Raw genomic sequence first — 23,307 nt, 5'->3', positions numbered from 1 at the left:
GGTATGAAAACGCAAAATGCTTCTCCGTGTATCAACAACCCCACGTTCCGCAAAGTGCTCTATCCGGCGGTAGTCGCCGTGGTGGTCATTTTGCTATGGCAAGGCTGGGTGAGCTATTTCAACATCCCTCAGTTTCTGGTGCCGTCACCCGTGGTGATGCTGCAAAGCCTGTGGACACATTGCGGTTCGCTGATGACGTCGCTGCTGTTCACCCTGAAAATCACCCTGATTTCATTTTTACTGTCGATTGTCATCGGTGCAGTCGTGGCGTTCGTGCTGGTACAGAACCGCTTTATTGAAACCGCGCTGTTTCCCTACATCGTGTTTCTGCAGGTGACGCCGATCGTCGCCATTGCGCCGTTGATCATCATCTGGGTCAAAGACACCACATTGTCGCTGGTGGTGTGTTCAACGCTGATGGCGGTGTTCCCGATTATTTCCAATACCACACAGGGGCTTCGCAGCGTATCGCCGGGGCTGCTGAGCTATTTTCAGCTGAATCACGCCAGCCGCCTGCAAATCCTCATTCGCCTGCGCATTCCCTCCGCTCTGCCCTATTTCTTCGGCGCACTGCGCATTTCCAGCGGTCTGTCACTGATCGGTGCGGTGGTGGCTGAGTTTGTGGCCGGCACCGGCGGCAATAATACCGGCCTGGCCTACCAGATATTGCAGGCGGGCTATCAGCTGGACATCCCGCTGATGTTTGCCGCTCTGCTGCTTATTTCACTCACCGGCATTGCACTCTTTGGCGCGATGTCCTGGATTTCCCGACGCGTGCTGAGTGCCTGGCATGAAAGCGAAGCCGTGCAATCTCATTAACCTCATTCATCTTTAGGCAGGAAGATTATGGACAGTGAACAACGTCAACAGGCGCTCGCCCTGATACAGCAGGCGCTGCCTGAGCTGGACTGGACTTTACAGGCGCCGAAGGTCAAACGCCTTTCCCGTGATTTTCACTGGTTCAGCCCGGTGCTTAAGCGGCAACTGGAAGACAAACAGGCCGATGCGGTGGTCAGGCCTCGCAGCGAAGAAGAGCTGAGATTACTGGTGAAAGCCTGTGTTCAGCATCAGTTGCCGCTGATCCTGCGCGGCGGCGCGACCGGCAACTACGGCCAGCTGGTGCCACTGGAGGGCGGCATTCTGGTCGATATGACCGCATTCAATCAGGTATGTGAACTGGGCAACGGCGTGGTACGGGCGCAGGCAGGGATCCGGCTGGCGGAGATTGAAACCCTGACCCGGCCAACAGGATGGGAACTGCGCTGCATGCCTTCCACCTACCGGCTGGCCAGTCTGGGCGGCCTTTACGGCGGCGGATTTGGCGGTATTGGCTCCATTAACTACGGCCCACTCGGCGCGCCCGGCAATGTGCTCAGCGTAAAAGTCATGACGATGGAAGCCGAACCGCGCATTCTGCAGGTGCCCGCGCCACAGGCATTGCTGCTGCATCATGCCTATGGCAGCAACGGTATTGTGCTTGAGGTGGCGCTGGCGCTGGCACCGGTCCATCAGTGGATTGAGAGGCTGGACGTGTTTGATGATTTCACCGACGCGCTGGATTATGCCAATGCCTTTGCCCGTTCGCCCGGGCTGGTAAAACGCCAGCTCGCGCTGTTCGCCGCGCCAATCCCCTCTTATTTCAGTCACCTGAACGGAGGCTATCAGGCCAGCCAGCATGCGGTAATCAGTGTGATCGCACAGGAAAGCGAAGGATTTTGTGCGCATCTGCTGGAAAAATACCGCGGTCAGAGCGCCCTGCGCCAGCCGGCCGACGAAGCGCGTGAGGCTAACGCGTCGCTGATGGAATATTGCTGGAACCACACCACGCTGCACGCACTTAAAGTTGACAGCTCTCTGACGTATTTACAGACAGCGTTTAATCACACCTGTTATCGTCAGCAGATTATCGATATGGCAGCATTGTTCGGTGATGAGGTTATTTCGCATATTGAATTCCTGCGTGACAATGACGGCAACATTACCGCAAGCGGTTTGCAACTTGTGCGTTATTCAACCGAAGAAAGACTGAATGAAATAATGACAACCTTCCGTGACAATGACGTGAAAATAAATAACCCACATGTTTATCATATTGAGGATGGTAAACAGGGAGAAATTAAACCGGACGTCGTTTCTGTTAAGAAGTGTCTTGATCCTGAAGGATTACTTAACCCCGGCAAGCTCAGAGGCTGGGCGGAACGCGACAACCTCGTATTAGATAAAGACCCTCTGTTATTAATAAGTAAATAATAATAATCCTCCCCACTTCAGGTGACAGAAACAGCGGCGGGGCGGCGATTGCCTGTGTGTGCCCTTAAATAAAAATTACCGGCAGTTTTTCTGCCGGGCAGCTCTATTACTTTTTGACAGGATGGCACTAATGGGAAATAACCTATTCAGCGTTACGCTGAAGTTGAGCGCTATTGTCGTTTCACAGGCACTTTTAATAAACTCTGCGCTGGCGGCCATGCCGGGGGCAAGCGGTTGTTCCGCTGAGGAGGCAGATTCCCTCAGCGACATGTTCTCCTGCGGGTCAGTCAGCGGCAGCCTGCGCACTCTGTATTACTCCACCCATAATGCCTATTTTGTACCGGGCTATTCTCAGGACACGGTCAGCTATGGCGGTAGCGTAAAATATGCCACGGCAGAGTATTACGGCCTCAGCCTGAGGCGTAAGCGGTATTCTCCAGCGCGGTATATCACACAGCGACGACCACCTGATTACCGAACTCGGCCCGAACCAGACCGGCGTGGGCGAAGCCTATGCAAGCTGGCATTATCAGGACTTCCGCATTACGGCCGGCGATCAGCGCATCAATATTCCGTTTATTGGCGATTACGACTGGCGTATTACGCCCATTCTGTTTCGTGGTATCGACGCAAACTATGGCGACGGCGATAATTTCCTGCATGCCACCAGAATCACCCGTTACAAGCCATGGGGAGATGACCAGTTCCTCAACACCACGGCCTATACTGACGCCGATGGCACGACAAACGGCATGTGGGGTGCCGGAGCCGGACGGGCCATCAGGCTGAATAATAAAAAATTGAATAGCCAGTTGTGGTACGAGGATTACGACAATTATACCAGGCTGGTATACGCCGACAGTTTCCTGTCGTGGACAGATACTCCTTCCCAGCCAAAGATCGGTATTCAGTTTATTCGCGGCGTAAGTGATGGCAAAGCGCTGGCTGGCAACGTGAACAGCACCAGTTACGGCGCGCAGTTTGCGATGAACCTCGCAGAGGCATTGAAGTGGTCGTTAAATTACAACCATATCACCGCCAGCCACGATGCATACGGCAACGGTGCGCTGGTGACGCCTTACGCGCACAATACCTCCTCCGGCCCCTATTTTGCCCAGCCCTTCTTCACCAGCACGCAGGATCTGGGCAGCGGCAACGCCTGGTCCACCGATCTGAACTGGAGCGCAACCGAAAGCCTCTCTCTGGGCAGCCATTACTCGTTTATGGATTTAACGCCAGCCAAAGGCGTCGCGAGCAGTAATCAATCCGAATATATTGTGTACGGCACCTGGAAATTTGGCGGCATGCTTAAAGGCCTGAGCATCACCGACTTTGCCGGTGTGCAGACCACCTCAACATCCGACAAAGACTTCTGGCAGAACCGCCTGGCGCTGGAATATGATTTCTAGATAACCCTCGGCTTGCCTGTAGCTTATCAGTAGCGCAGGCATATACTCAGAAAAGACGATGGCCCGCCGATGAGGAACGATTTGTCAGCCAGAGGGAAAATATCAATCTGCATGGTATCGGGTGTAAGGGAATATTCATTAAGCACCCGATGCACTAATTCAGCCGGGACATTATCGTCATGAGAAGGTTTAACTTCTGTTTTATTGAACCGAAAGGTTGAACCTTGTGATATTTCGCCATCACCTAATAAAATCACACGATTGATCTTGTAGGTGTTTGTTGAACTTCTCAGGTGTCCATCAAGCAAAATGTAAGCTGAATCCTTTGAATAGATTCGCACATCATGAATTAAATGGACATTTAAGGATTCACCCTCACGCATATAATGATATTGCGTCGTATAAAGGCATTTAAAGGGGAGAGAAACAGCACTACGATGATACCCGTATACAAATAAAGCCAGACAAAAGAAAGAGAGCGCAATGAAAAATATCATTTTCTTATTTTTCACTGAAAACCTCGTTAAAATAATAAAAATTATTGCACATAATGCTTTTGCCTTTTCTATCTTCTTCGCAGTATGTAATAAGCGTGCGTTTGGTGTGATCCCGTCCTTGCGATGATAAGTCATCAAAGTAGAATCGGTTGCCAGGTTTACACTGCATGCCTTTCGCTTTCATGAAAACAGTCAGGGTTGCTTTGACTCTGGATAACGCTTCGTCATTCAGGTCAGCGAAAGTAATCAGTTTGCATCCATCTTCAAGAGAATGATAAACAGGGGTTGGGCTGGAACCTCCGCCTTTAGATATACCGAAAAAAATAAAGCTGCAGGCCAGGAAAGCAATAATCAAAATCCATGCGTTCATGTCTTTGGGGATTGTTGACATCTTTGACAGGGGTCCAGATGGCCTTCGTTTTGAGATAACTTCAGTAGTATCGCTATTATTCTCTTCATCTATTTTCTGAATATGAACAAATTCGCAAAGTCGAATCCCTACCTTAGGCAACGTCTCGATAAAGTTTTCACACCCAAATGCTGAAATGCTACGCCGCAGAAGGCTGAGATATTGATTAAGACTACTGTTTGAGCCAACAAGTCCAAACTGGTCCCAGACGCCTGTGAGAAGGCTATCACGAGTTACTATTTCGCCTTCCGATTCAAGAATAATGAGCAATAATCTCTGTGCTGGCAACGGAAGCGTAACCGAATCTTCACTTTCAATACGATATAATACGCCATCTGCGGGACTGAACCCGATACAGGCATTGATAATATATTTCATAATTATAATAATTGTCGCCTTGTGGTGGGACGCGCAGTGACAATAACCTCTCTATACCTTCCCGACTTAACCGGGACATGCGTTAAAACTCTCAAAACATCTGACGCACTTGTTAAATGTTTATAACCTGCCATTAACCTGTATGCCACGCGATTAAAAGCGCATGAGATATTTTTTAAAAACGATCTCATAACACTATTCGATTAAATTCAGTACAGTAAAACCTGCTGCTTTCTCGCCTGGAAATCTGAGAACCGAAAACAGCCATTACTGCGGGTGACTTTATTATTCTGTTTGTTTTTAAAAATAGAATATGTTTACAACCCGTAAATTCAACAGAGCGTTCATACAAACAAAGATTTTTCATTGATAGTAATCAAAGGATTTAATATGCACTTCCAGTTTTTTTATAATGCATTTAATTTCATCTAAATAGCTGCTGCCATTATCGTGATTTTCAAGACACTCTTCCAGTTTTACTTTCAGGAACACCGATGCGGCCCGATCGGGAATGGGAGGGCAAACTGACTTCATAAACACAATTAATTCATTGGTTTCACTGAAACTATACTTTTCGAAAACCCTGATTAAAACATTACGTGAAATGGCTCTATCCACATCATCCTCCTTTTTTGTTTTTACTGATAAAAAAAGCAATAGTTACATGTAATTTATTTAACATTAATAACATCATAAATTTCGCGATTGCTCTCTGAAGGCGGCGGAGAAGACAAAAAGTTAAGACCGATACAGTAAGGCATTCGCAAATAAGATATATATATTCATTTACCTCAACAGGCAATATTATTCACCTCTTATGCTGCTCTGCGGCGGAATTACTGAGTGCCAAAAAAGACCCGCTAAGTTTTCTCTCTCCATGGTGCGTTTTCGTGGTCTTTTTTACTGGCAGCTCAGCCTGGCCGTCAGAACAGACTGGTAAACGCCACCCGTTGCACCCGGACTGACATTTACCGACAGCGGAATATCACCCCCTTCCCAAATCTCAGGTGCCACCCACTTATTGCCATCTTTTACATTCAGGCTGCTGGTCGGGCGCACTATCACACTGGATTTTCCTCCGAGCTGTAATGTTCCATCAGACTGGATATGAGATCCTGAAAGTTCAATGCTTCCATTCCTGGTTGTGAAAGGCCACCGCACAGTTCTGGAATCTCCGGCTAATAACGTTCCGAGCGGCAGGTCATTCATACTCGCAGAACATGTTTTACTCGCCGGGATAGTAATTTCTCCGGCACCGCCGCCGCCCTCGTAGTTACCTTTTACGCCAATCACGAACCCCACATAGTACCCCCTGTACTCGTTACCTGAAGGGTTTGTGACTATCCCATTTGTAAGCCAGCAAGTAATTATATTCTTGAAAAACATACCGGTAGGAATTCCAGTGTCCCAGTCTGTCCGCCAGGTTGTTAGCCATCGTGACACCCGCATGCCCGATTGATCGCTACAAATTATTTCGATATTAGGCACTACAATGGGCAGCGCTTCGTCGGCAACAAACCAGTTCGAGTGATCCCACTGTGGTTGACTTTTCCACAGAAGTATCTGTACTTGATAATTGTCATTTAAATCAGTCCTGCCATCACGCCACGCGGTTGCTGCCCCTGAGACATCCACTACAGAAGGACTTACTGCACTCATTTCCTGCGCAGAAGCGGTTAAAGGGAGCCCCATAACAGTGAGCGCGAAAAACACGCTCACTGACTGCAATATGATTTTTTTTAGCATTACTATTACCACCGTTTGTTGTGTTACCGACAACATGATAATTTACTCGTTGAATGAGATTTTTATCCGAGCATGAATATTATGCTCTTGATAATTATGTTTTATCCCCTGAATATTTTTGAAACCGGAAGCATTCTGAAACGTTGTTTTTCATATCCCGATCTCTAACCCATTATTTAAATAATCAACCTCAGGTCCCCACTGCTCGCACCCTGAGTTATGAACAAGGGCGAATCGGGAAAATTTCTCATTCCGTGTTGCGTAATTGTGGTCTTTTTTACTGGCAGCTCAGCCTGGCCGTCAGAACAGACTGGTAAACGCCACCCGTAGCACCCGGACTGACATTTACCGAAAGCGGAATCTCACCTCCTTGCGAAATTTCAGGTGTCACCCAGTGGTTTCCTTCTTTTATATTCTTGTTACTGGTCGGACGCACTAACACACTGGATTTTCCTCCTAGCTCTAATGTCCCTTCTGACCTGATATGTGATCCTGAGAGTTCAATGCTTCCATTCTTTGTTGTGTAAGGCCACTGTATGCTTTTGGAATCTCCGCTTAATAACGTGCCCAAGGGTAAATCATTGATGCCTGCTGAACACTCTTTACGTGCGGGGATATTAATTGGCCCAGCGCCCCCCGCCTCATAGTTTCCATCAACTCCAATCACAAATCCCACGTAATACCCATTATATTCGTTTATTGAGGGGTTTGTGATAGAACCGCGCGTAATCCAGCAAGTCAATGTGCTGTTTGTTGAAGAAATTCCTGTGTCCCAATCCATCCGCCATATTGACATGCGTGTTGACACGGTTACCGTACCATTTCCGCAATTCACTTCTATATCTGGAACCACAACAGGTAACGCTTCGTCGGCAACAAACCAGTTTGAGTGATCCCATTGGGGTTGACTTTTCCACAACAATATTTGTACCTGGAAATGGGGCTTGCTTAACTTATGACTTGGAGCACGATATCCCGATATGTAACCTGTATTTACTACAGAAGGACTCAATGCACTCATTTCCTGCGCAGAGGTGGTGAAAGAGAGTCCCAGAACAGTGAGCGCGAAAAACACGCTCATTGACTGCAATTTGATGTTTTTAAGCATTAGAATAATCACCATTTGTTATTCTACCTAATATGCTCCGCTATAAATTTAAATGAGTTTATAGTCCCGGAATAAAATGTGTCACATGTTTCTGGCTGATTTATTCATCATTATTTTGATAAAATAAAAAAATATTACTTTTCTGCATTTGTAGCGAATCGGTAAGCCAGATCATTTTCTCAATCTCCCCTTTACTGGCAGCTTAATGTCAGCGTCGCATACGAGGAATAGGAACCGGGCATTGCGTCTGTCGTGGTGACGGCTATGGATGGATTAGAATCCGTTATAGACCAGGCAAGATCACCCGCAACCATTCCCTCTCCGGGAGTGAGAGAGACCGAAGGATTTCCTCCCAGCATCAGAACACCTCCTGTAATGTCACTGCTTTCGAAACGTATTGCGCCGGATGGGAGGTCGACGGGAATGACGATGGTCATTGTACCGACTGACCGGAGGTCGCCCAGGTTGATTGCAGGCGGCACTTCTGCTTTGCAGGTCGTTTCGGGAATAGTATATTTCCAGGTACTCTGATAGTGCCATCCTTCATTGCGTCCGTTTGGAGCCGTTCGCATTCCTATGAACATGTTAATCCCATTATCTACACGCATGCTTGTTGTCTGGCATGTCATGATTGTGCCCTTTGGAATAGTCACGCTTAGTTCCGTGTAATCAGTATCACGGAGCGATATCATATATCCCCCACCCGTGCAGACATAAATTCTGGTGTGACTAATATAGGTTTGTTCGGCTCGCAGGTAGTGTCCTTTTTCAAAGTCGCTTAATAGTGCCGCTGGCTCGCTTTTCCATAGGCCGGTTTGCGCATTCAATGTCACGCCCCAACTCGCCTGACAGGCAAGAATAAAAAGGATGAGGCTTGCTCTTTTTTTCATTATTTCCTTCCCTGAAATTTCTTCACGAAAAAACCCGTACTACGTTGACACTACAAGCCGTTTATACAGGACACACTTCTCTTCCTAACGACTAACCTCGGATATGTGATGCTGGCGTTCTGTGGAACAGGAACCCTTAGCTCTATGTGTTGAATATCACAAAACAGCACGAAACAGCCTGACCGACCCAATTGAGTCATTTTTAAATAATGGCACCATAATTTTTAGGAATTTTTTATATCGACACCAATGCTATATGCAATCAAGAGTGATGCTACCGGCGACACTCCCCACCCCTCCCACCGAATCCTGCGGCACAATTACTGTTCCATTTATAGTTGTTCCTGAGGCACTCGTCCAGAAAATTGAATTGTAAGTGGCATCATAATAAGAACTCAGATCCAGAGATAAAATAGTTTCCGCATCACGCTTTAATGGAATAACACCTTTATTATTTCCAACATTAAATTTGAGTCTTCCCGGAGAGCTAACCTCAAGAGGTATGTATACTGGCGTAATGTCACCCGGATTAAGCACACCAAGATCTATAGCTACAGGAACTGTTGCATTACAGGGATAAGTGTAATATGTATAGAATTCGGTTTGATTCCATATGCCATAACGCCCATCACCAACAATCATCCCTACTCGAGTAGATGTATAAATAGCGTCTGAAGACGCATTATTGTCTATCAGACCCTGAAGCGTATCCCCTTTTTTAATGTGTACCCTGGTCTTAACTTCATGACTTGCGTTGGCGGGAACAAAAGATGGCAGCCCTGAAAATACAGCTACGCCATTGTGTATTATTGTAAAAATACCGCCATTATATTCTCTGCTGCTCCCCCATCTGACGTTAATTTCCTCATCTATATCGGTATCAACAGTCCAGACAGTAGAAACAAAATGTTTATTCCCTTTTGAACTTAACTGGGTGGTTGTAACCTGGATAGCTAAGCAATTCGTACTAAGCAGTAAAAGCAATAGTAGTCTTTTCATTTATAGGTAAGTTTAAGTTTTATTGGCGCATTAAGTGTTTCAGACACTATTTCATTCCCTGGCGACCATCGTATCCCACGTGCTCACGTAAGCCTTTTATAACTGTTGCATTACACTCATTATCACTACAAATAAGTGAAATTCATCGTGATTGTCGTCAGAACTGAACCCGCTTCCACCTTATCTGTCAGTGATACATAGCTCGCCTTGTAATTCAGCGTGGTGTTTGTGGTAAATGATTGCTGCTTTGCAGCAACGTCCGTTCCCGCCTTGATGAGCGTTGTTCCGTCCGTATCGTATAAATAAATCCCAACGTTTTTAGCTCCGCCGGTCTGCCCGTCATGGTCATTTTTGAACGCGCCTCCGCTTCCAGCCGCCTTTCCACTTACCGTAACCCTGACTCCGGTCGTCCCGTTACCACAGCCTGTAAACACAACGGGAATGACCGCAGAACCCACAACAGTGCCGGATGCCTGCCTGAAATCACTCACAGATATGGGTGCAAGATCGCCATTTGCTTTATTGCCTACTGTGCAGGTATTCGCCCTGACTGTCCCCGAAATCGTCACTGTGGTGGTATCTGCAGCGACTGCCAGATTATTCCCCGCCGTAACAGCCGCCATTAATACCATCACGGTTAATAAATTCTGTTTTTTCATTTTCATTTTCATGTTCTCCTCCTTTTCTACTGATATGCCAGTGTCAGATTTACCGTGGTGCTGAAACTCCCTGCTGCCAGCGTGTCCTCGTTGGTCACGACATAAGCTGCACCAAAGCTGAGGGTGTTATCTCCTGCTGTCAGAGAAGTATTCGTTACGCCATCCGTGTCATTCACCTTAAATGGCTGTGCGCCATCAGCAGCCTTGTAAAACCGAAGCCCGATACCTTTTGCTGCCGTTGCGCCTGTGTCAGCATTTTTAAACGCATAACGATTAGGATCTGCTGGATCTTCGTTTCCGGCTGTGGTGATTTTCACCCCCCGGGTAATCCCCGTACCGCACTCTTTTAATTCCACATCAACCACCTTAAATCCCAGGGTTGAGTTATTTCCCTCGAAATCCCTGAGTGAAACCGGACTCAGTTCGACGGCCTGTGCTTTATTAATCGTGCAGGTATTGTCAACAATGGATCCCGTCACCTTGATGGCAACGGGGTCTGATGCTGCAACCGCACTGCCCACTACTCCGCCTGACAACATCGCGGTAGTGAGCATGACTGCCGCTGCTGGCCTGAACCCGAATCCATGCTTAAGATGCTTTTTCATTACTTTTTTCCCCTGATGATCAAATTTGTTCATAATTTCTGTTCGCAGAGTTTGTTGTTTAAAGGCCCGTTCATCGACACACGCTGTTGATTCTGATGACTGCCTGATCTTTTGCGTCTGGTAGCGTCCAGGGCGCAGAACATTGCTGACTTTTGCCCTCGCCCCACACTGCACTGACCATTCCTTTTGCTGGCATTCCCGACAGATAAACCAGTCCCTCATCTCCTACAATGCCGGTCTTCTCTCCGGCGGTGACGATGGTCCCAAAGGGCAGCGGTTTACCGTTGTGTGTCAGCGTCATCAGTACCCGACTGCCTGTATGTCCCTTAAACGAAGCTCGTACAATGGCGCCCCGTGTTGGCACAACACGGCTGACGGCATCATCAATATCGGTGTGATCATCAAATGAGGCGGTGTCCAGAGCCACACGGTTTTCGCGGTAGACGGAGGCATAAGGTTTGATTGCATAGCCGCGCCAGTCTGTACGAACACCGGTTTCATTCTCAATCGCCGCCCCGGATACGCCTGGCGCAGCAATCAGAACACCGGTTTCGCCTATCGGCTGACCCAGGGTTACGCCGTCTGCATGCAACAGCACACCTCCCCTGACACCGTAGCTCAGCTGTTTATAGTTACTGCTGTAGCTGTAGCCCGCATTACCACTTCCGTATCCACCTCTGTAGTTCGTACTCAGACTGCCACTGTTGCCACTGCTGCGTGTATATCCCTGGGACAGGTTCCAGCCGAGGTTATTTCCCTCAAGGGCGGAGCCACTCACGCCGGCCTGATGCGAGATATGACCGTTCCCATCTCGTCCTGCACTGTAGGTGGCATACACAGGATGACGACTGCTTTCTCCCTCGCCTGACAGTAGTGCATTGAGTGGAACGGACAGAGAGAAATAGAGTGATTTATCCGCACCTCCACGTCCGGCATCGCGGTTGTAACTCCATGACAGACTATAATTCACCGGCCCGACAGCGCTGTTAAACCCGGCCTGCAGCGAGTCCGTGGCGTCAGCACTGTTCCAGTAGGTCTGCCTGACGCCGGTAAGATAGAGTGAGCCGATATCTCCCACTCGCTGGGAGACACTTGCCTGAATTTTCGCGCGGCGATTGTTATATAAGTTGTAATAATCGGTATAAGGCTGCTTTACCGGCTTTCCTTCTGCATCAACCGTGTCTGTGTCATACCGCCAGCCCTTCATTCCCTTGAGAGCCGTCTCATCAAGCGTATGAAAACCCTGCGTGGAGTAACGATATCCCGTTAACTGAAACGTTGTTCCCAGAGCGTTAAGGGAGCGTGCGTATAAAAACCTCAGGGACTGCCCCTTATGACGTGTGCCATCGGCAAGCGTACTGTCGGCCTGCGTGATGTCCGCGGAAAGTGCACCGAGCAGCCCCAGATTCAGCCCGCCGCCAATCAGCCCGGAGAGATAATTCTCTGAATATTGCATCCCGCCATACAGGGTGACGTTGTGTGGTAATCCCCATACCAGCGTGCCCTGAGCGAATTCCGGGTTGTTATAACTGTCACCACCCGCCTGAAAACGGCCAGCTGTCAGTGAGTACTTAACATTCCCCTCACGCTGAAGTACGGGTACGGATGAATATGGCACGGTGAAGTTATGTGTGCTGCCATCCGCTTCGGTAACCGTTACCTCAAGATCTCCGCTGGAGTAAACCGGATAGAGGTCATTAATCGCAAACGCACCAGGGGAAACAAATGCCTGATAAACGGTGTAGCCATTCTGTTTTATGCTGACTCTCGCATTCGTGGTGGCAACCCCTCTGATAACAGGCGCAAATCCCCGAAGGCTGTCGGGCAACATACTGTCGTCCGTCTCCAGCTGCACTCCCCTGAACCCCAGTGAATCAAATACGTCCCCACTGGTTGTGCTATCACCCATGACCAGTTCGCTGCGCAACGGAACAATCGCCCGTTCTGCATAGGTTTTTACGTGCTGCCATTTACGATAGCGGTAATAACGGCTTTCATATTCATTCCACGTCCGGTAATCCCGCAGGCGCCAGGGCCCTACATTCAGTCCACTGTTCAGGTTGAGATAGTGGCTGCTGCTGTTACCGTAACGACCATGACTGGTATTTCCGCTGTAGCTGTAATTCAGAAGGGCTGCATTTATCCCCTCATCCCACCGCTCCGGCGGGATATAACCCCGTGCGCGGTTTTGCATCGCAGCCTGTGGAATGCTGATATCGAGTCTCATTTTCTGAAAGTCAAATGAGGTGAACGCATCAGGAATGAATTTCCCCGGAGAAACACACGCCTCTTCTGATGTTGATTTCAGGTCAGGAAACGCCGTCAGGTTAACCCCAAGCTCAGAGAGATCCCGGCGGGTGAGGCAGGCCATTAACCCGGTATTGTCACGTATATCTGATGTAGCACGCGCATCCGCCGCTGGCGCTTCTGCCTGCGTACCGGCATCAATAAAACGCAGGTTGCGGCTGGTGACCTGCCTGTTATTAACATAAATATCAACCTGATAATTCCCGGGTAATTGCGCCCCCACCTTCCCAAAGCGTGAAAGGTCTGCGACTGCCTGCCCATCCGCCGCGAAAAGCTCCGTCGGAAAATAAAGGTCAGCGTGCGCATAGCCGGGTAACATCAGCCCCACAGCAACGCAGAACGCCACAGGTGAGAGGATGCAGGCCAGCCGGGGCTGGATAATTAACTTTCCCTGATATTGCTTATATTTATTTAGAGTACGCATACATCAGACACCAAAATATTCAAATAAAAACAGATGGTTATATTATTTTTGCACGCAGTTCCGGGGTCGCCGCACCATAATCATTTATTGTCCGGTAGGTTATCGATCCGGCAGAGGTTGATGGCAGAGGCACAGTGATGCTGCTGCGTGGAGAAACCATGGTGTCAGAGAGGCTGTTGCCGCCTGCTTTCATCTCAACCAGCGTGAGATAGTAAGGTGTCGGATTTTCAATTCGAACCTGTCCACCAGCGCGGTGAAATTTCAATTCAGCAGGTGCTTTATCGACCGCGGGTGTGAGTCCTGCCGGGCGGAGAAATAATTTGATCCGTGTGACGGCTGCCAGCATGAGCATGTTTTTCCCTTCCATTTTCTTTTTATCCACGGAAGGAATGGCTTTGGTATTGAAGTAATAAAGTGTTTCACGGTCGGGCGCAGCTGGCGCGCCAACATACATCAGACGAAGGGTGTTCTCATTACCCGGCCCACTGACATACAGCGGCGGGGTAACAACAAAATCCTGACTTTTTTGGTCATCCGACTGTTCAACCCAGGACTGCACAAGAAAACTGCTGTCATCAGACGTATTGCGCACAGACATACTGACCTGCTTCTGGTCTGCCGGATAAATAATGCGAGTGCCTCCCAGCATTATTCCGCCTGCACTTGCCAGAGAAGGCAGCAGACACGCAGTGGAGATAAAGAGGGTAAATAAGGTGTTTCGTAACATATGACCCGGCATCGTTCGTTCCTCTGATAACAGTAATGCGTATGTCCGCGACAAGGGTGTCGCGGACGCTGTGACGTTACGGTTACTGATAGTTCACCGTGAAGTTGACAGAACTGTTTGCCGCACCCGCAGTGACACCCGTTTCAGCGGTTGCTACATACGTTGCCGTGAATGGAATTTCGTTTTCACCCACCAGGATGTTGCTGGCTTCAGTGCTGGCAGTGCCATCAACATGCACAGCCTTATTCGCCTGCATAATCTGAATACCGACGTTTTTGGCTGGCTGCTGACCCGCACCATTTGCTGTCACCTGCAACGTGGTGGCGTCTACTGTTGGACCCGTGAAGGTGATGGATGCTTTGGTGTAGTTTTTCGTCTCCGCAGGTGCGCCTGCCTGAGGGGATAAATCACAGCCAATCAGCTTGATGCTGAAAGGCACGGCAGAACCGGTTGATCCTTTTTTAGGTAACTGGTTCGTCGCAATCTGTCCCAACGGAACGTTCTGACCATTCGTTGAGTTATCCACAGCACAAGGTGCGGCAACAACAGCGCCGGTGAAGTTAATTTTACCGCCATCAATACTGATTGCCGCAGGCGCGCTTTCTGCCGCATAAGAGGCGAATGATCCGGCCATTAATACCGGTAATAAAGAAGCCAGAATAACTTTTTTCATCTTATCTATCCTATTAGTTGATAATTACACTTCCATCATGAAATAGAAAACGTCACAACTGTGATACTTTCCATTCTCAAATCTTACGAATAAATCTGCATGACCTGACAGCAGATTTATTCGTGAAATGGTAAAGAGCGAAATACCCGCAGAATAAAAATTACTATTCACTAATCAGCATCAACCTGTACATCAATACGCACTCAGACTCAGCCCTTACCTAAGAACTGAATAGCGCGTTTTGCACTGACACTCAGATTGATTTGTGCCGTACCTCAATGACGGTAATTATTATCAGACAGGCGGCGACTCGCAATATTCAGCCATATAAATTGCGTTTATAGCTTTTTATTCCATTAAAATACTGTTATATAAAATTAAATACTGAAAATTATATTTCTGCATGCCTGAGCTGATAAGGAATAAAACTAAAGAAGTGAGGGGGAATGTGGGATAACGTCCAGACCATACTGAATTTTTAGTGAAATCACTAATTTTATTAGTCGTTAACTTAATACGGTCTGATATAAAAATCAGCGTGATTTTTCGGTGACGCCTGGCTAACCTCAATGTGATTTTAATTTTAAAAAAACTAATCGCTGTCACATCAAGCGGAGGGCATGAATAATATCCCTAAGAATGTTTAGTTGAGTGGTTTTGAAAGGGGAAACTGCGTAAATACGAAGTCATTCAGAATGAAGATGATCGTCTGACAGATAATAAATATTCTTGCCGGACGTGGGTGTTCATTCTTTGTTCCAGCGAGATAATCCCATCATATTAAGAGACGCTGGCGGGTTAACGCCGGGCACCGCTTTTTGTGATGATGCGGTGCCCGATAGCGTCAGAGAGTCTACCGACTGTTTTCTGAAGAACTGTGGGAATTCAGGATTATTTTTTTCGCCAGAAAAGAAAGGCAGCCAATGCTGTGAGCACGCCAATCAATGGCATTGTTCCCGCGCCGGCCAGAAAGTTATGCCGATCAATGGCATTCTCTTTTCTGATATCTGCAAAGCGCGCAGCGGCCTGCTTTTCATCAGGAGCACGCACTTCTTCAGCCTCTTTTATAAACCCCTGAGCAAGCAACTCGCTGGCGCGGTTCATATCTGACCTTGCCAGGGCAATGGTCTGTTTTCCCTGCGTGTAGAAACAGTAATCTGGCATCAGTTGTGCTCACTATTGAGAGTGGGATTTTTACTCTATCGGATGCGTGGCGGGAGCGGTAGCGTTATTGTTGTGTAAGATTTTTTAGGTTTAGCGCGCGCGTTAATTTTAATCGTGCGTGTTCCTGAATACGCAGATTTCACCCCGCCTGCAGAATTGACTCATCGCTGATAGAGATGTGCAATTAAAAACATTAGTAAAACCTGTAACTCCTTCATTTGAAAACAGTCAGCTTTTTTAACTCACACTTTCATAGTAATAATTTTGATCAAGATCAATATATGTCAGACATTCAATTAAATTAACTACAAATCAGTGCATTACATTTAAATAAAAAGATTAGATGACTAATGATTTCAGAATAAACCATAATAAATAAATTAATTAGCTGCTCATCAAATCATAAATAAGATTAAAGGTTCACTTCCTCCTGACGATATAAAGATCATCTTTAGCATTATTTAACTTTTTTACGTTTTCCTCTGCTTCTGAATCTCATTAAAGGTGAACCTCATGGGTCTTACTCAACGCATCTCCGATATTAAAATCGGGAAAAAACTGGGCGCCGGTTTTATCGTCGTCATAGCCGCCTCCCTTGCCATTACCTTTATGGCTTTTGATTGTTTTCGCAGTATCAAAGACAACTCAGCCCGGCGCACAATCACAGTAGAAATGGTTAACACCTTAAGCAAAGCACGTCTTAACCGTACGCTTTACCAGTACACCAAAGATCCTAAATTTGCGTCACAGAACGTTCAGGCCCTGAAGGATTTAGAAGCACTTTATAAACGGCTGGATGGATTCAAATGGGATGAGACTGGTCAGCAGAAAGTCACCCTGATGGGACAGCTGCTCAACGACTATAAGAACCAGCGTGAGAAATTTGTGGCATCTGCGGAAACGACCTCCGCCGCTCTCAATGCGATTAAACCCGGTGCCCTGATCGGTTTTGCACATCAGTTTGAATCGCTCGATATGGCTCAGTCACCGGATGCGGCCCTGCCCGTCATGCATCTGGCTGCCGCCCTGTTTGATGCCGCCAATGTTGAAAAAGCATTTCTGGATAAACCCACAGAGGCCAGCAGAGATGCGGTCCTGGAAGAATACACTGCGATTAATACGCTGAGTGAGCAGCTGGATATTTTTGCTCAGCCCACCATCAGTGATGCCACACGAAATTTACTAAACTCGCTTGCGCAGCAGCGCCAGGCTTTAACGCGCTATATTGATGCTTCAGAGAAAGAAAAAGGCGAATCTGCGGACCTTACTGCTGATGCTGAACGGCTCAATGCGGCAGTCTCTGATACCTTTGCTTTCCAGTCTCAGCTTTCTGCAGAGTTCATTAAACAGGCGGAGTGGCGTATTGCGTTTGCCGCGCTGATTTGTGTTTTTCTGAGCCTCCTGATTGCCTGGCGAATTACCCGCAGCATAACGCTGCCTCTGAAAGAGACGCTGAATGCCGCGCAGCGTATCGCCAGCGGTGATTTAACAACCTCGCTGAAAACCACGCGTGGCGATGAGTTAGGTCAGTTGATGCAGGCCGTGGATGCGATGAACATCAGCCTGCAGAACATCATCACCAACGTGCGTGATGGTGTCAGCAGCGTGGCGCGCGCTTCGGCAGAAATTGCCGCAGGCAACACCGACCTGTCATCGCGCACTGAACAGCAGTCTGCCGCTGTGGTTCAGACGGCTGCCAGTATGGAAGAGCTCTCCTCGACGGTGAAACAGAATGCGGAGAACGCCCACCATGCAAGTCAGCTGGCGACCGATGCCTCGGTGAATGCCGGACGCGGTGGTGAAATTATCCGGGATGTTATCGTCACCATGGACAGCATCAGCCAGAGTTCAGGGAAAATTGGCGAAATCATTCACGTCATCAATAGCATCTCTTTCCAGACTAACATCCTGGCACTCAACGCTGCCGTGGAAGCAGCACGCGCAGGTGAACAGGGTCGCGGGTTTGCGGTGGTTGCGGGTGAAGTGAGAAATCTGGCCCAGCGCAGCTCACTGGCCGCTAAAGAGATTGAAACGCTGATTCGCGAGTCACTTGACCGGGTGCAGGATGGCTCTGCGTTTGTTGAACGCGCCGGTACCACGATGAATGACATCGTCCGCTCAGTCAGTCAGGTTAAAGACATTATGGGTGAGATTGCTGCCGCATCTGACGAGCAAAACCGCGGTATTTCTCAGATTGCCACGGCCATGGCCGAAATGGATACCACCACGCAACAGAACGCCGCGCTGGTTGAAGAGTCTTCCGCTGCAGCCAGCTCTCTGGAGTCGCAGGCAGATGAACTGGAAAAAACAGTGGCTGTGTTCCGTCTCTCTGCCGTGCAAACCCGGACTCCGGTCCTGACGCCACGTTTAGTGCCTGCTGTGCCTGTGGCGGCATCCTCAGACGCCAGCTGGGAGAGTTTTTAACCCGTAGCAACGCGTCAATCTGACCTGCACGTTAATTCAGCCAGCCTTGTCACAACGAGGCTGGCTGAAATAGTCATTATCTTCAGACAACCAGACAGTCGATATACAGAAAGGCTACCGCAACGGCTGCCGCAGGCACGACGCGAAGATCTTGAATATGAAGACAGCGATACAATCTGGCTGGATGGCCGGAGCGATGTGGCTCTCGCCTGATTTGTATCAGACTGGCAGTTTGCAGGCAGAAAGGGATCTGGCAGGTTGTAGTAGAAAGGGATGATGTCGCGAACAAAGGTGCAGTTTTCGAGGGCAGGAGAAGTGTCGTCCATGACATTATCTCCGGCCGGTATACGCTCTCGCGCAACCGTTGAGGTTGTCCGCTTCGTCGTTTTCCGGCCGGAGCCGGACTACGTCCACTGGCGTCAGTTCTATCGGGGCTAGTTCAGCTCTTCGTTCAGGCCTGCAAGCGTTCGCAGGTACGGCACCTGCTGCTGGGCAACCGCTGGTGACGTAAAACTACTCAGCCAGCTTCTGGCTTTGTCGATTTTCTCCAGTCGATCAGCGTTGCTCTCAGATTTCGCCATCAAACCCAGCTGAGTAAAGAGTGATGCGATACTGATTTCTTTCTCACCCAGGGCAAGGCTTAGTGCCGCTTCGCCAATAATTACGTGGCCTTTCTCGTCGTTTTGAATTAACACAGAAAATCCTCCATTTGGTACGAATTGATGACAACCTCACCAGAGACTGTAGTCGTTAAGGCGAGACTTGCCCGAATAAATCACTAAAAATCGTGCAAGTTGCTGTTCAAATGTACTAAAAGTTTTTTTCCGGATTGTTCTGTTTGTCTCTGTCACCGTTCCTGCCAGACTGACTGCCCTTATCAGCACTGGATGCAGCCATGAAACTTTCTGTTCTTCTCACGTTGTTAGCCGCGACGGTATGCTCAGTATTTGTTGCTCAGGCGGGGTTCGGAACGCATCAGGCCAGCCAGTCGCTCGCCACACAAAGCGGTGAAACCATCACGGGAGAATAAAGGCCCGGCGAAGTCTGTCGTCGTCGTCAGTGACCGGGCAATAGGTTATGATCTCCAGCCCTTTGTCTGCCGGTTGCACCATGTCTGCCATTATCGATACGTTTATCGCCCCACCCTGCTTTGATGAGATCACATTTCTCTTTCAGGATGCACATCTGCTGGTGATCAATAAACCCGGCGGATTGCTGAGCCTGTCAGGTAAAAATCCTCAAAATCTTGATTCGGTGCATCACCGGCTGGTCGGCCTTTTCCCTGGCTGCACGCTGGTGCATCGGCTCGACTTCGGCACATCCGGCCTGATGGTTGTTGCACGAAACAAGGCGATTAACGCTGCTCTGTGCCAGCAGTTCAGCCAGCGTAGCGTGAACAAAACCTACCAGGCCCTGCTGTGCGGCCATCTGTCCGATGATGAGGGAGTCATTGATGCTGCCATCGCGAAAGATCCGGCGTTGTTTCCCCGAATGACGATATGCACCATCAGGGGCAAACCCGCACGCTCACGCTACCGGGTCACTGAACGCGGTTATTATCAGGGAAGTGAAGGAGACGCGTTGCCGGTCACACGGGTTGAACTGACGCCCGAAACCGGACGCACCCACCAGCTGCGTATTCACTGTCAGCAGCTGGGGCACCCGATTCTGGGCTGTGATCTTTACGGTGGTCTGTTGATGCCGGGCGCCGAAAAGGCAGAGAGACTGATGCTGCACGCCAGTGGGCTGACGTTTATTCATCCTGTGAGCGGCGAGGTAATGCAACTCTCTGCCGCCAGCCCGTTCTGAATGGGTCAGAACACAATTACCACATCAAATCATCAGGCACTTTGAAATCAGCATAAGGATCATCTTCGTCCTGTGCTTCTTCGCTTAATGCGCTGTTTAACACGATGGCGCTGGCATCACGCTGCGCAATTTTATCCGCTACGCTGGCCGGGATGATAGCGTACCGGCTCTCACCACTGGCGTCAGCAGCCAGGCGAGCAATGGCGAGACGACCATTAATCAGCTGCGTCTGCGTCGGCTTGTCCACCATGATCTTTTTAATCAGGTTATTGTCGGTAAAATTGAAGGTGATGTTGCCTTTTGCCACATCAATTTTGTTCATCTCAATCAACTGCTTGACCTGGGCTTTGTACTCTTTCGACAGCACAGCCAGCTTCTGCTGTTCGTTCAGCTGCTTATCCCGCTCAAGCTGCGCCTTTTTGTTGTCTTCCACCGCGGCTCTGGCTTCGCGCGCCTGAACACGGGATTTTTTAGCTGTGCGCTGAACCTTGTCCATTTTTTTGCTGGATACCAATCCCGCTTTCAGCATCTGCTCTTGCAAGGTGAGTTTTGTCATTGTGGTCTCTGAGTCGTCTCTGAAGCTGTGAAATTCTATCCGGGATTATACCTGCAATCGTCCGGCGTGTGCCAGGTTGCCGCATCTGCTGCGCCTGCGGTTGCAGGCAGCCACTCAACACTGTGCTAACATTCCCCGGTCAGAATCACTTTATTGAGCACCATGTCAGAACTAACAAAACGTAAAAATGACCCTGAAGGGCTGAAAAAACGCATCATTGCTGGCGCACTAAAGACGTTTGCAGAATTTGGTATGCAGGGTGCGCGGCTGGAGCAGATTGCTGAGCATGCGCAGACCACGAAACGCATGGTGGTTTATCACTTTGGCAGTAAAGAACAGCTTTATATCGACGTGCTGGAACAGGTTTATCAGCAGATACGTCAGCATGAAACGGGCCTTAATCTGGCGGCGATGGAGCCAGAGCTGGCTATGACACGGCTGGTGGAAGCCAGTTTTGATTACCATGTCGAGCATCCCGATTTTATCCGGCTGGTCTGCAGTGAGAACCTGCTGCGCGGTCGCTATATTTCCCAGTCGGCGCAGATAAAAGCACTGAACCGCAGTGCGCTGGATCTGCTGGATGATATCCTGGCGCGTGGTCAGCAACAGGGCGTGTTTACATCCGGCGTGCAGACCATTGATGTTCATCGCCTGATCAGCAGCATCTGCGTTCACCACGTTTCAAACCGTTATACTTTCAACGCCCTGTTTAGCCCTGATAACAGCGAGGCGGAGAGTATTCGCCGCAATCGTCAGCTGGCTGTCACCGCAACGTTACGTTACATCCGTAAATAATTACCGGCATTCCTGACTGCATTTGGCAATAGTCTACGCTTAGTGATACTTGTCTTTTAAATGCAATAATAAGGAATGCTGTTGTGACCAGAGACGCACGCCTCTATCCGCTTCGTCAGACCCATATTAAACCCGATGATGATGCACTGTGGAACTGGGCGCAGAACGCGCAGATCGGCCGTCGTCAGCAGGTTCAGCGTCCCGCCAGTGAAGCGGAATTACAGACACTTCTTCGGGAGTCACGCGGTCAGATTCGGGTGATTGGCAGCAAGCTGTCGCCAGGCCGCATGCTGCACGTCGCTGATGATGATGTGTTGCTTGATCTCAGCGCACTGAGTGGTCAGCTCGCCAGCGATGAAGAGAGCGTGACCTTTGGTGGCGCGACCCCGCTTGAGCAGGTTTATCGCAGCCTGACCGAAATGAACCGTATGCTGGCATCTTCACCAGGTGTGATAGCGATTCAGACGCTGGCCGGTGCGATGGCGACCGGCACGCACGGCCAGGGTTTACAGCAGAGTTCGATCGCCGATGAGGCGCTGGCAATCCGGATGGTGCTGGCCGATGGCAGCGTACGCGAATTTGTTCGTGGTGAAGCTGACTTCCCGGCCGCGCAGGTTTCTCTTGGGGCGCTGGGCATTGTTACTGCGGTAAAACTTCGTACCCAGCCGTTTCGCATTTTCACCTGCCACAAGAATGCCGTGTCCGCCGATATGCTTGAAGAGGACCTGTTGCGCTGGAACAACGACTATCCGCTGAGCAAAGCGTGGTGGTTTGTTGACGACAACGTGATGCATGTCTGGAACGCCCATGAAGCGAGTGCCGAAGAGCGTGATCGCTATGAAGCACAGGGTCGTCAGGTGGTGGAACATGAGGGTGAGGTTGATGAGAGTCTTAATGACACTATCGACCAGACGCTGGCGCATATGCACCGCGATACTCAGATTGAGGGCAAAGGGGGAAAACAGTTCCGCACCGTTACCCGTTTTCGTGATTTCACTGATGTTACCGGTGACATCTACCAGCTCTTCTGCCGAGGCATTGCAGTTCCCCAGATCAATGTGGAAATCGGCGTACCGCTGGCAAAAACGCCGGCCATTATTTGCCGGATCAAGCAATGGTATGCCGAAAACCGTCCGCATATGCACTACCCGATTATCCTGCGCTGCACTGGCGCATCGTCAGCCTGGCTCAGCCCGGCAACTGACCAGCCCACCTGCTTTTTCGGCTTTGTCGTCTATTACGCCGATGATGGCTCGCTGTCTCAGGAAGGCCTGCACTTCCTGACTGAAGTGGAAAAATTGCTCGCCGAGGAGGGTGGACGCCCGCACTGGGGCAAGTATTACGACGAAGAACGCTACAACTGGCGTGAGATCTATCCGAAGTGGGACGCCTTCCGCGCCCTGCGCAGCCAGCTCGACCCGCAGGGCCGACTGGGTAACGACTACATCACGCCACTTTTTGACTGATTGAGGAAAGCT

At 49.2% G+C, this 23,307-nt stretch carries 22 protein-coding genes and 1 pseudogene; 8 read left to right on the top strand and 15 right to left on the bottom strand.

The genetic code is table 11. The annotated features are described in order from the left end of the window. Positions 1 to 3: 3 nt before the first annotated feature. The 3 genes and pseudogenes from P2R09_RS09625 (at position 4) to P2R09_RS09615 (ending at position 3,659) form a co-directional block, all read left to right on the top strand. Entirely contained in the window at positions 4 to 819 is an 816-nt protein-coding gene (locus P2R09_RS09625) for an ABC transporter permease (RefSeq protein ID WP_275769080.1), read from the top strand. A 27-nt stretch (positions 820 to 846) separates the two neighbouring features. Further along, positions 847 to 2,250 (top strand): FAD-binding oxidoreductase, encoded by a 1,404-nt coding sequence (locus P2R09_RS09620; RefSeq protein ID WP_008926005.1) that lies wholly within the window; start codon positions 847 to 849, stop codon positions 2,248 to 2,250. Between the two features lie 130 nt (positions 2,251 to 2,380). Continuing rightward, a pseudogene (locus P2R09_RS09615) lies at positions 2,381 to 3,659 on the top strand (OprD family outer membrane porin). A 26-nt stretch (positions 3,660 to 3,685) separates the two neighbouring features. Here the strand turns inward: P2R09_RS09615 and P2R09_RS09610 are convergent. From P2R09_RS09610 to P2R09_RS09550, 13 genes are all read right to left on the bottom strand, one after another. Next, positions 3,686 to 4,171 carry a hypothetical protein gene (locus P2R09_RS09610; RefSeq protein WP_275769078.1) on the bottom strand — a complete coding sequence of 162 codons (486 nt, stop codon included), beginning with the start codon at positions 4,169 to 4,171 and terminating at the stop codon, positions 3,686 to 3,688. Further along, complete coding sequence (locus P2R09_RS09605) at positions 4,161 to 4,943, bottom strand: winged helix-turn-helix domain-containing protein (protein WP_008926009.1); 783 nt, start codon at positions 4,941 to 4,943, stop codon at positions 4,161 to 4,163. Before P2R09_RS09605 ends, P2R09_RS09610 begins: the two co-directional genes overlap by 11 nt. 363 nt (positions 4,944 to 5,306) lie before the next feature. Then, positions 5,307 to 5,561: a hypothetical protein gene (locus P2R09_RS09600; RefSeq protein ID WP_275769076.1), complete on the bottom strand. Its 255-nt coding sequence runs from the start codon at positions 5,559 to 5,561 to the stop codon at positions 5,307 to 5,309. A 282-nt stretch (positions 5,562 to 5,843) separates the two neighbouring features. Then, positions 5,844 to 6,689, bottom strand: coding sequence for a hypothetical protein (locus P2R09_RS09595; protein WP_033743209.1), 846 nt, complete (start codon positions 6,687 to 6,689; stop codon positions 5,844 to 5,846). 277 nt (positions 6,690 to 6,966) lie between these two features. Then, complete coding sequence (locus P2R09_RS09590) at positions 6,967 to 7,797, bottom strand: hypothetical protein (RefSeq protein ID WP_223296449.1); 831 nt, start codon at positions 7,795 to 7,797, stop codon at positions 6,967 to 6,969. Positions 7,798 to 7,988: 191 nt separating this feature from the next. After that, entirely contained in the window at positions 7,989 to 8,687 is a 699-nt protein-coding gene (locus tag P2R09_RS09585) for a hypothetical protein (protein WP_275769073.1), read from the bottom strand. A gap of 252 nt (positions 8,688 to 8,939) precedes the next feature. Continuing rightward, complete coding sequence (locus P2R09_RS09580) at positions 8,940 to 9,671, bottom strand: hypothetical protein (RefSeq protein WP_275769071.1); 732 nt, start codon at positions 9,669 to 9,671, stop codon at positions 8,940 to 8,942. 140 nt (positions 9,672 to 9,811) lie between these two features. Beyond that, on the bottom strand, positions 9,812 to 10,357 hold the full coding sequence (locus P2R09_RS09575; protein WP_008926016.1) for a fimbrial protein: 546 nt from the start codon (positions 10,355 to 10,357) through the stop codon (positions 9,812 to 9,814). A gap of 14 nt (positions 10,358 to 10,371) precedes the next feature. Next, positions 10,372 to 10,983 carry a fimbrial protein gene (locus P2R09_RS09570; protein ID WP_033743212.1) on the bottom strand — a complete coding sequence of 204 codons (612 nt, stop codon included), beginning with the start codon at positions 10,981 to 10,983 and terminating at the stop codon, positions 10,372 to 10,374. A 37-nt stretch (positions 10,984 to 11,020) separates the two neighbouring features. Then, positions 11,021 to 13,681, bottom strand: a complete 2,661-nt coding sequence (locus tag P2R09_RS09565; protein WP_275769067.1) for a fimbrial biogenesis usher protein — start codon at positions 13,679 to 13,681, stop codon at positions 11,021 to 11,023. Between the two features lie 37 nt (positions 13,682 to 13,718). After that, the gene (locus P2R09_RS09560; protein WP_275770666.1) at positions 13,719 to 14,408 is read right to left on the bottom strand and encodes a fimbria/pilus periplasmic chaperone; all 690 of its coding nucleotides are present in this window, start codon (positions 14,406 to 14,408) and stop codon (positions 13,719 to 13,721) included. A gap of 82 nt (positions 14,409 to 14,490) precedes the next feature. Continuing rightward, the gene (locus tag P2R09_RS09555) at positions 14,491 to 15,081 is read right to left on the bottom strand and encodes a fimbrial protein (protein ID WP_008926020.1); all 591 of its coding nucleotides are present in this window, start codon (positions 15,079 to 15,081) and stop codon (positions 14,491 to 14,493) included. Between the two features lie 891 nt (positions 15,082 to 15,972). After that, positions 15,973 to 16,245, bottom strand: coding sequence for a hypothetical protein (locus tag P2R09_RS09550; RefSeq protein ID WP_039659875.1), 273 nt, complete (start codon positions 16,243 to 16,245; stop codon positions 15,973 to 15,975). A 513-nt stretch (positions 16,246 to 16,758) separates the two neighbouring features. Here P2R09_RS09550 and P2R09_RS09545 point away from each other — a divergent pair. After that, complete coding sequence (locus P2R09_RS09545; RefSeq protein ID WP_008926022.1) at positions 16,759 to 18,669, top strand: methyl-accepting chemotaxis protein; 1,911 nt, start codon at positions 16,759 to 16,761, stop codon at positions 18,667 to 18,669. A gap of 434 nt (positions 18,670 to 19,103) precedes the next feature. On the opposite strand, the gene P2R09_RS09540 is transcribed toward P2R09_RS09545, so the two are convergent. Further along, positions 19,104 to 19,364 (bottom strand): hypothetical protein, encoded by a 261-nt coding sequence (locus tag P2R09_RS09540; protein WP_008926024.1) that lies wholly within the window; start codon positions 19,362 to 19,364, stop codon positions 19,104 to 19,106. Between the two features lie 200 nt (positions 19,365 to 19,564). Here P2R09_RS09540 and P2R09_RS09535 point away from each other — a divergent pair, with 200 nt between their 5' ends. Continuing rightward, a complete protein-coding gene (locus P2R09_RS09535) occupies positions 19,565 to 19,699 on the top strand; it encodes a hypothetical protein (protein ID WP_255348850.1) in 135 nt (44 codons plus the stop codon). An 80-nt stretch (positions 19,700 to 19,779) separates the two neighbouring features. Then, positions 19,780 to 20,478, top strand: a complete 699-nt coding sequence (locus tag P2R09_RS09530; RefSeq protein WP_008926025.1) for an RluA family pseudouridine synthase — start codon at positions 19,780 to 19,782, stop codon at positions 20,476 to 20,478. Between the two features lie 16 nt (positions 20,479 to 20,494). Here the strand turns inward: P2R09_RS09530 and P2R09_RS09525 are convergent, their stop codons facing one another. After that, positions 20,495 to 21,034, bottom strand: a complete 540-nt coding sequence (locus tag P2R09_RS09525) for a DUF2058 domain-containing protein (RefSeq protein ID WP_008926026.1) — start codon at positions 21,032 to 21,034, stop codon at positions 20,495 to 20,497. A 162-nt stretch (positions 21,035 to 21,196) separates the two neighbouring features. Between P2R09_RS09525 and P2R09_RS09520 the strand changes: the two genes are divergently transcribed. Together P2R09_RS09520 and P2R09_RS09515 are read left to right on the top strand one after the other, a co-directional pair. Beyond that, positions 21,197 to 21,829, top strand: a complete 633-nt coding sequence (locus tag P2R09_RS09520; RefSeq protein WP_008926027.1) for a TetR family transcriptional regulator — start codon at positions 21,197 to 21,199, stop codon at positions 21,827 to 21,829. A gap of 83 nt (positions 21,830 to 21,912) precedes the next feature. After that, positions 21,913 to 23,295, top strand: a complete 1,383-nt coding sequence (locus P2R09_RS09515) for a D-arabinono-1,4-lactone oxidase (protein ID WP_275769061.1) — start codon at positions 21,913 to 21,915, stop codon at positions 23,293 to 23,295. The last annotated feature ends 12 nt before the right edge of the window (positions 23,296 to 23,307 follow it).

The sequence above is a fragment of the Pantoea sp. Cr_R13 genome (assembly GCF_029222565.1).
GTDB classification, from domain to species: Bacteria; Pseudomonadota; Gammaproteobacteria; order Enterobacterales; family Enterobacteriaceae; genus Pantoea; species Pantoea eucalypti.
This window is presented reverse-complemented; position numbering and strand designations above follow the sequence as displayed.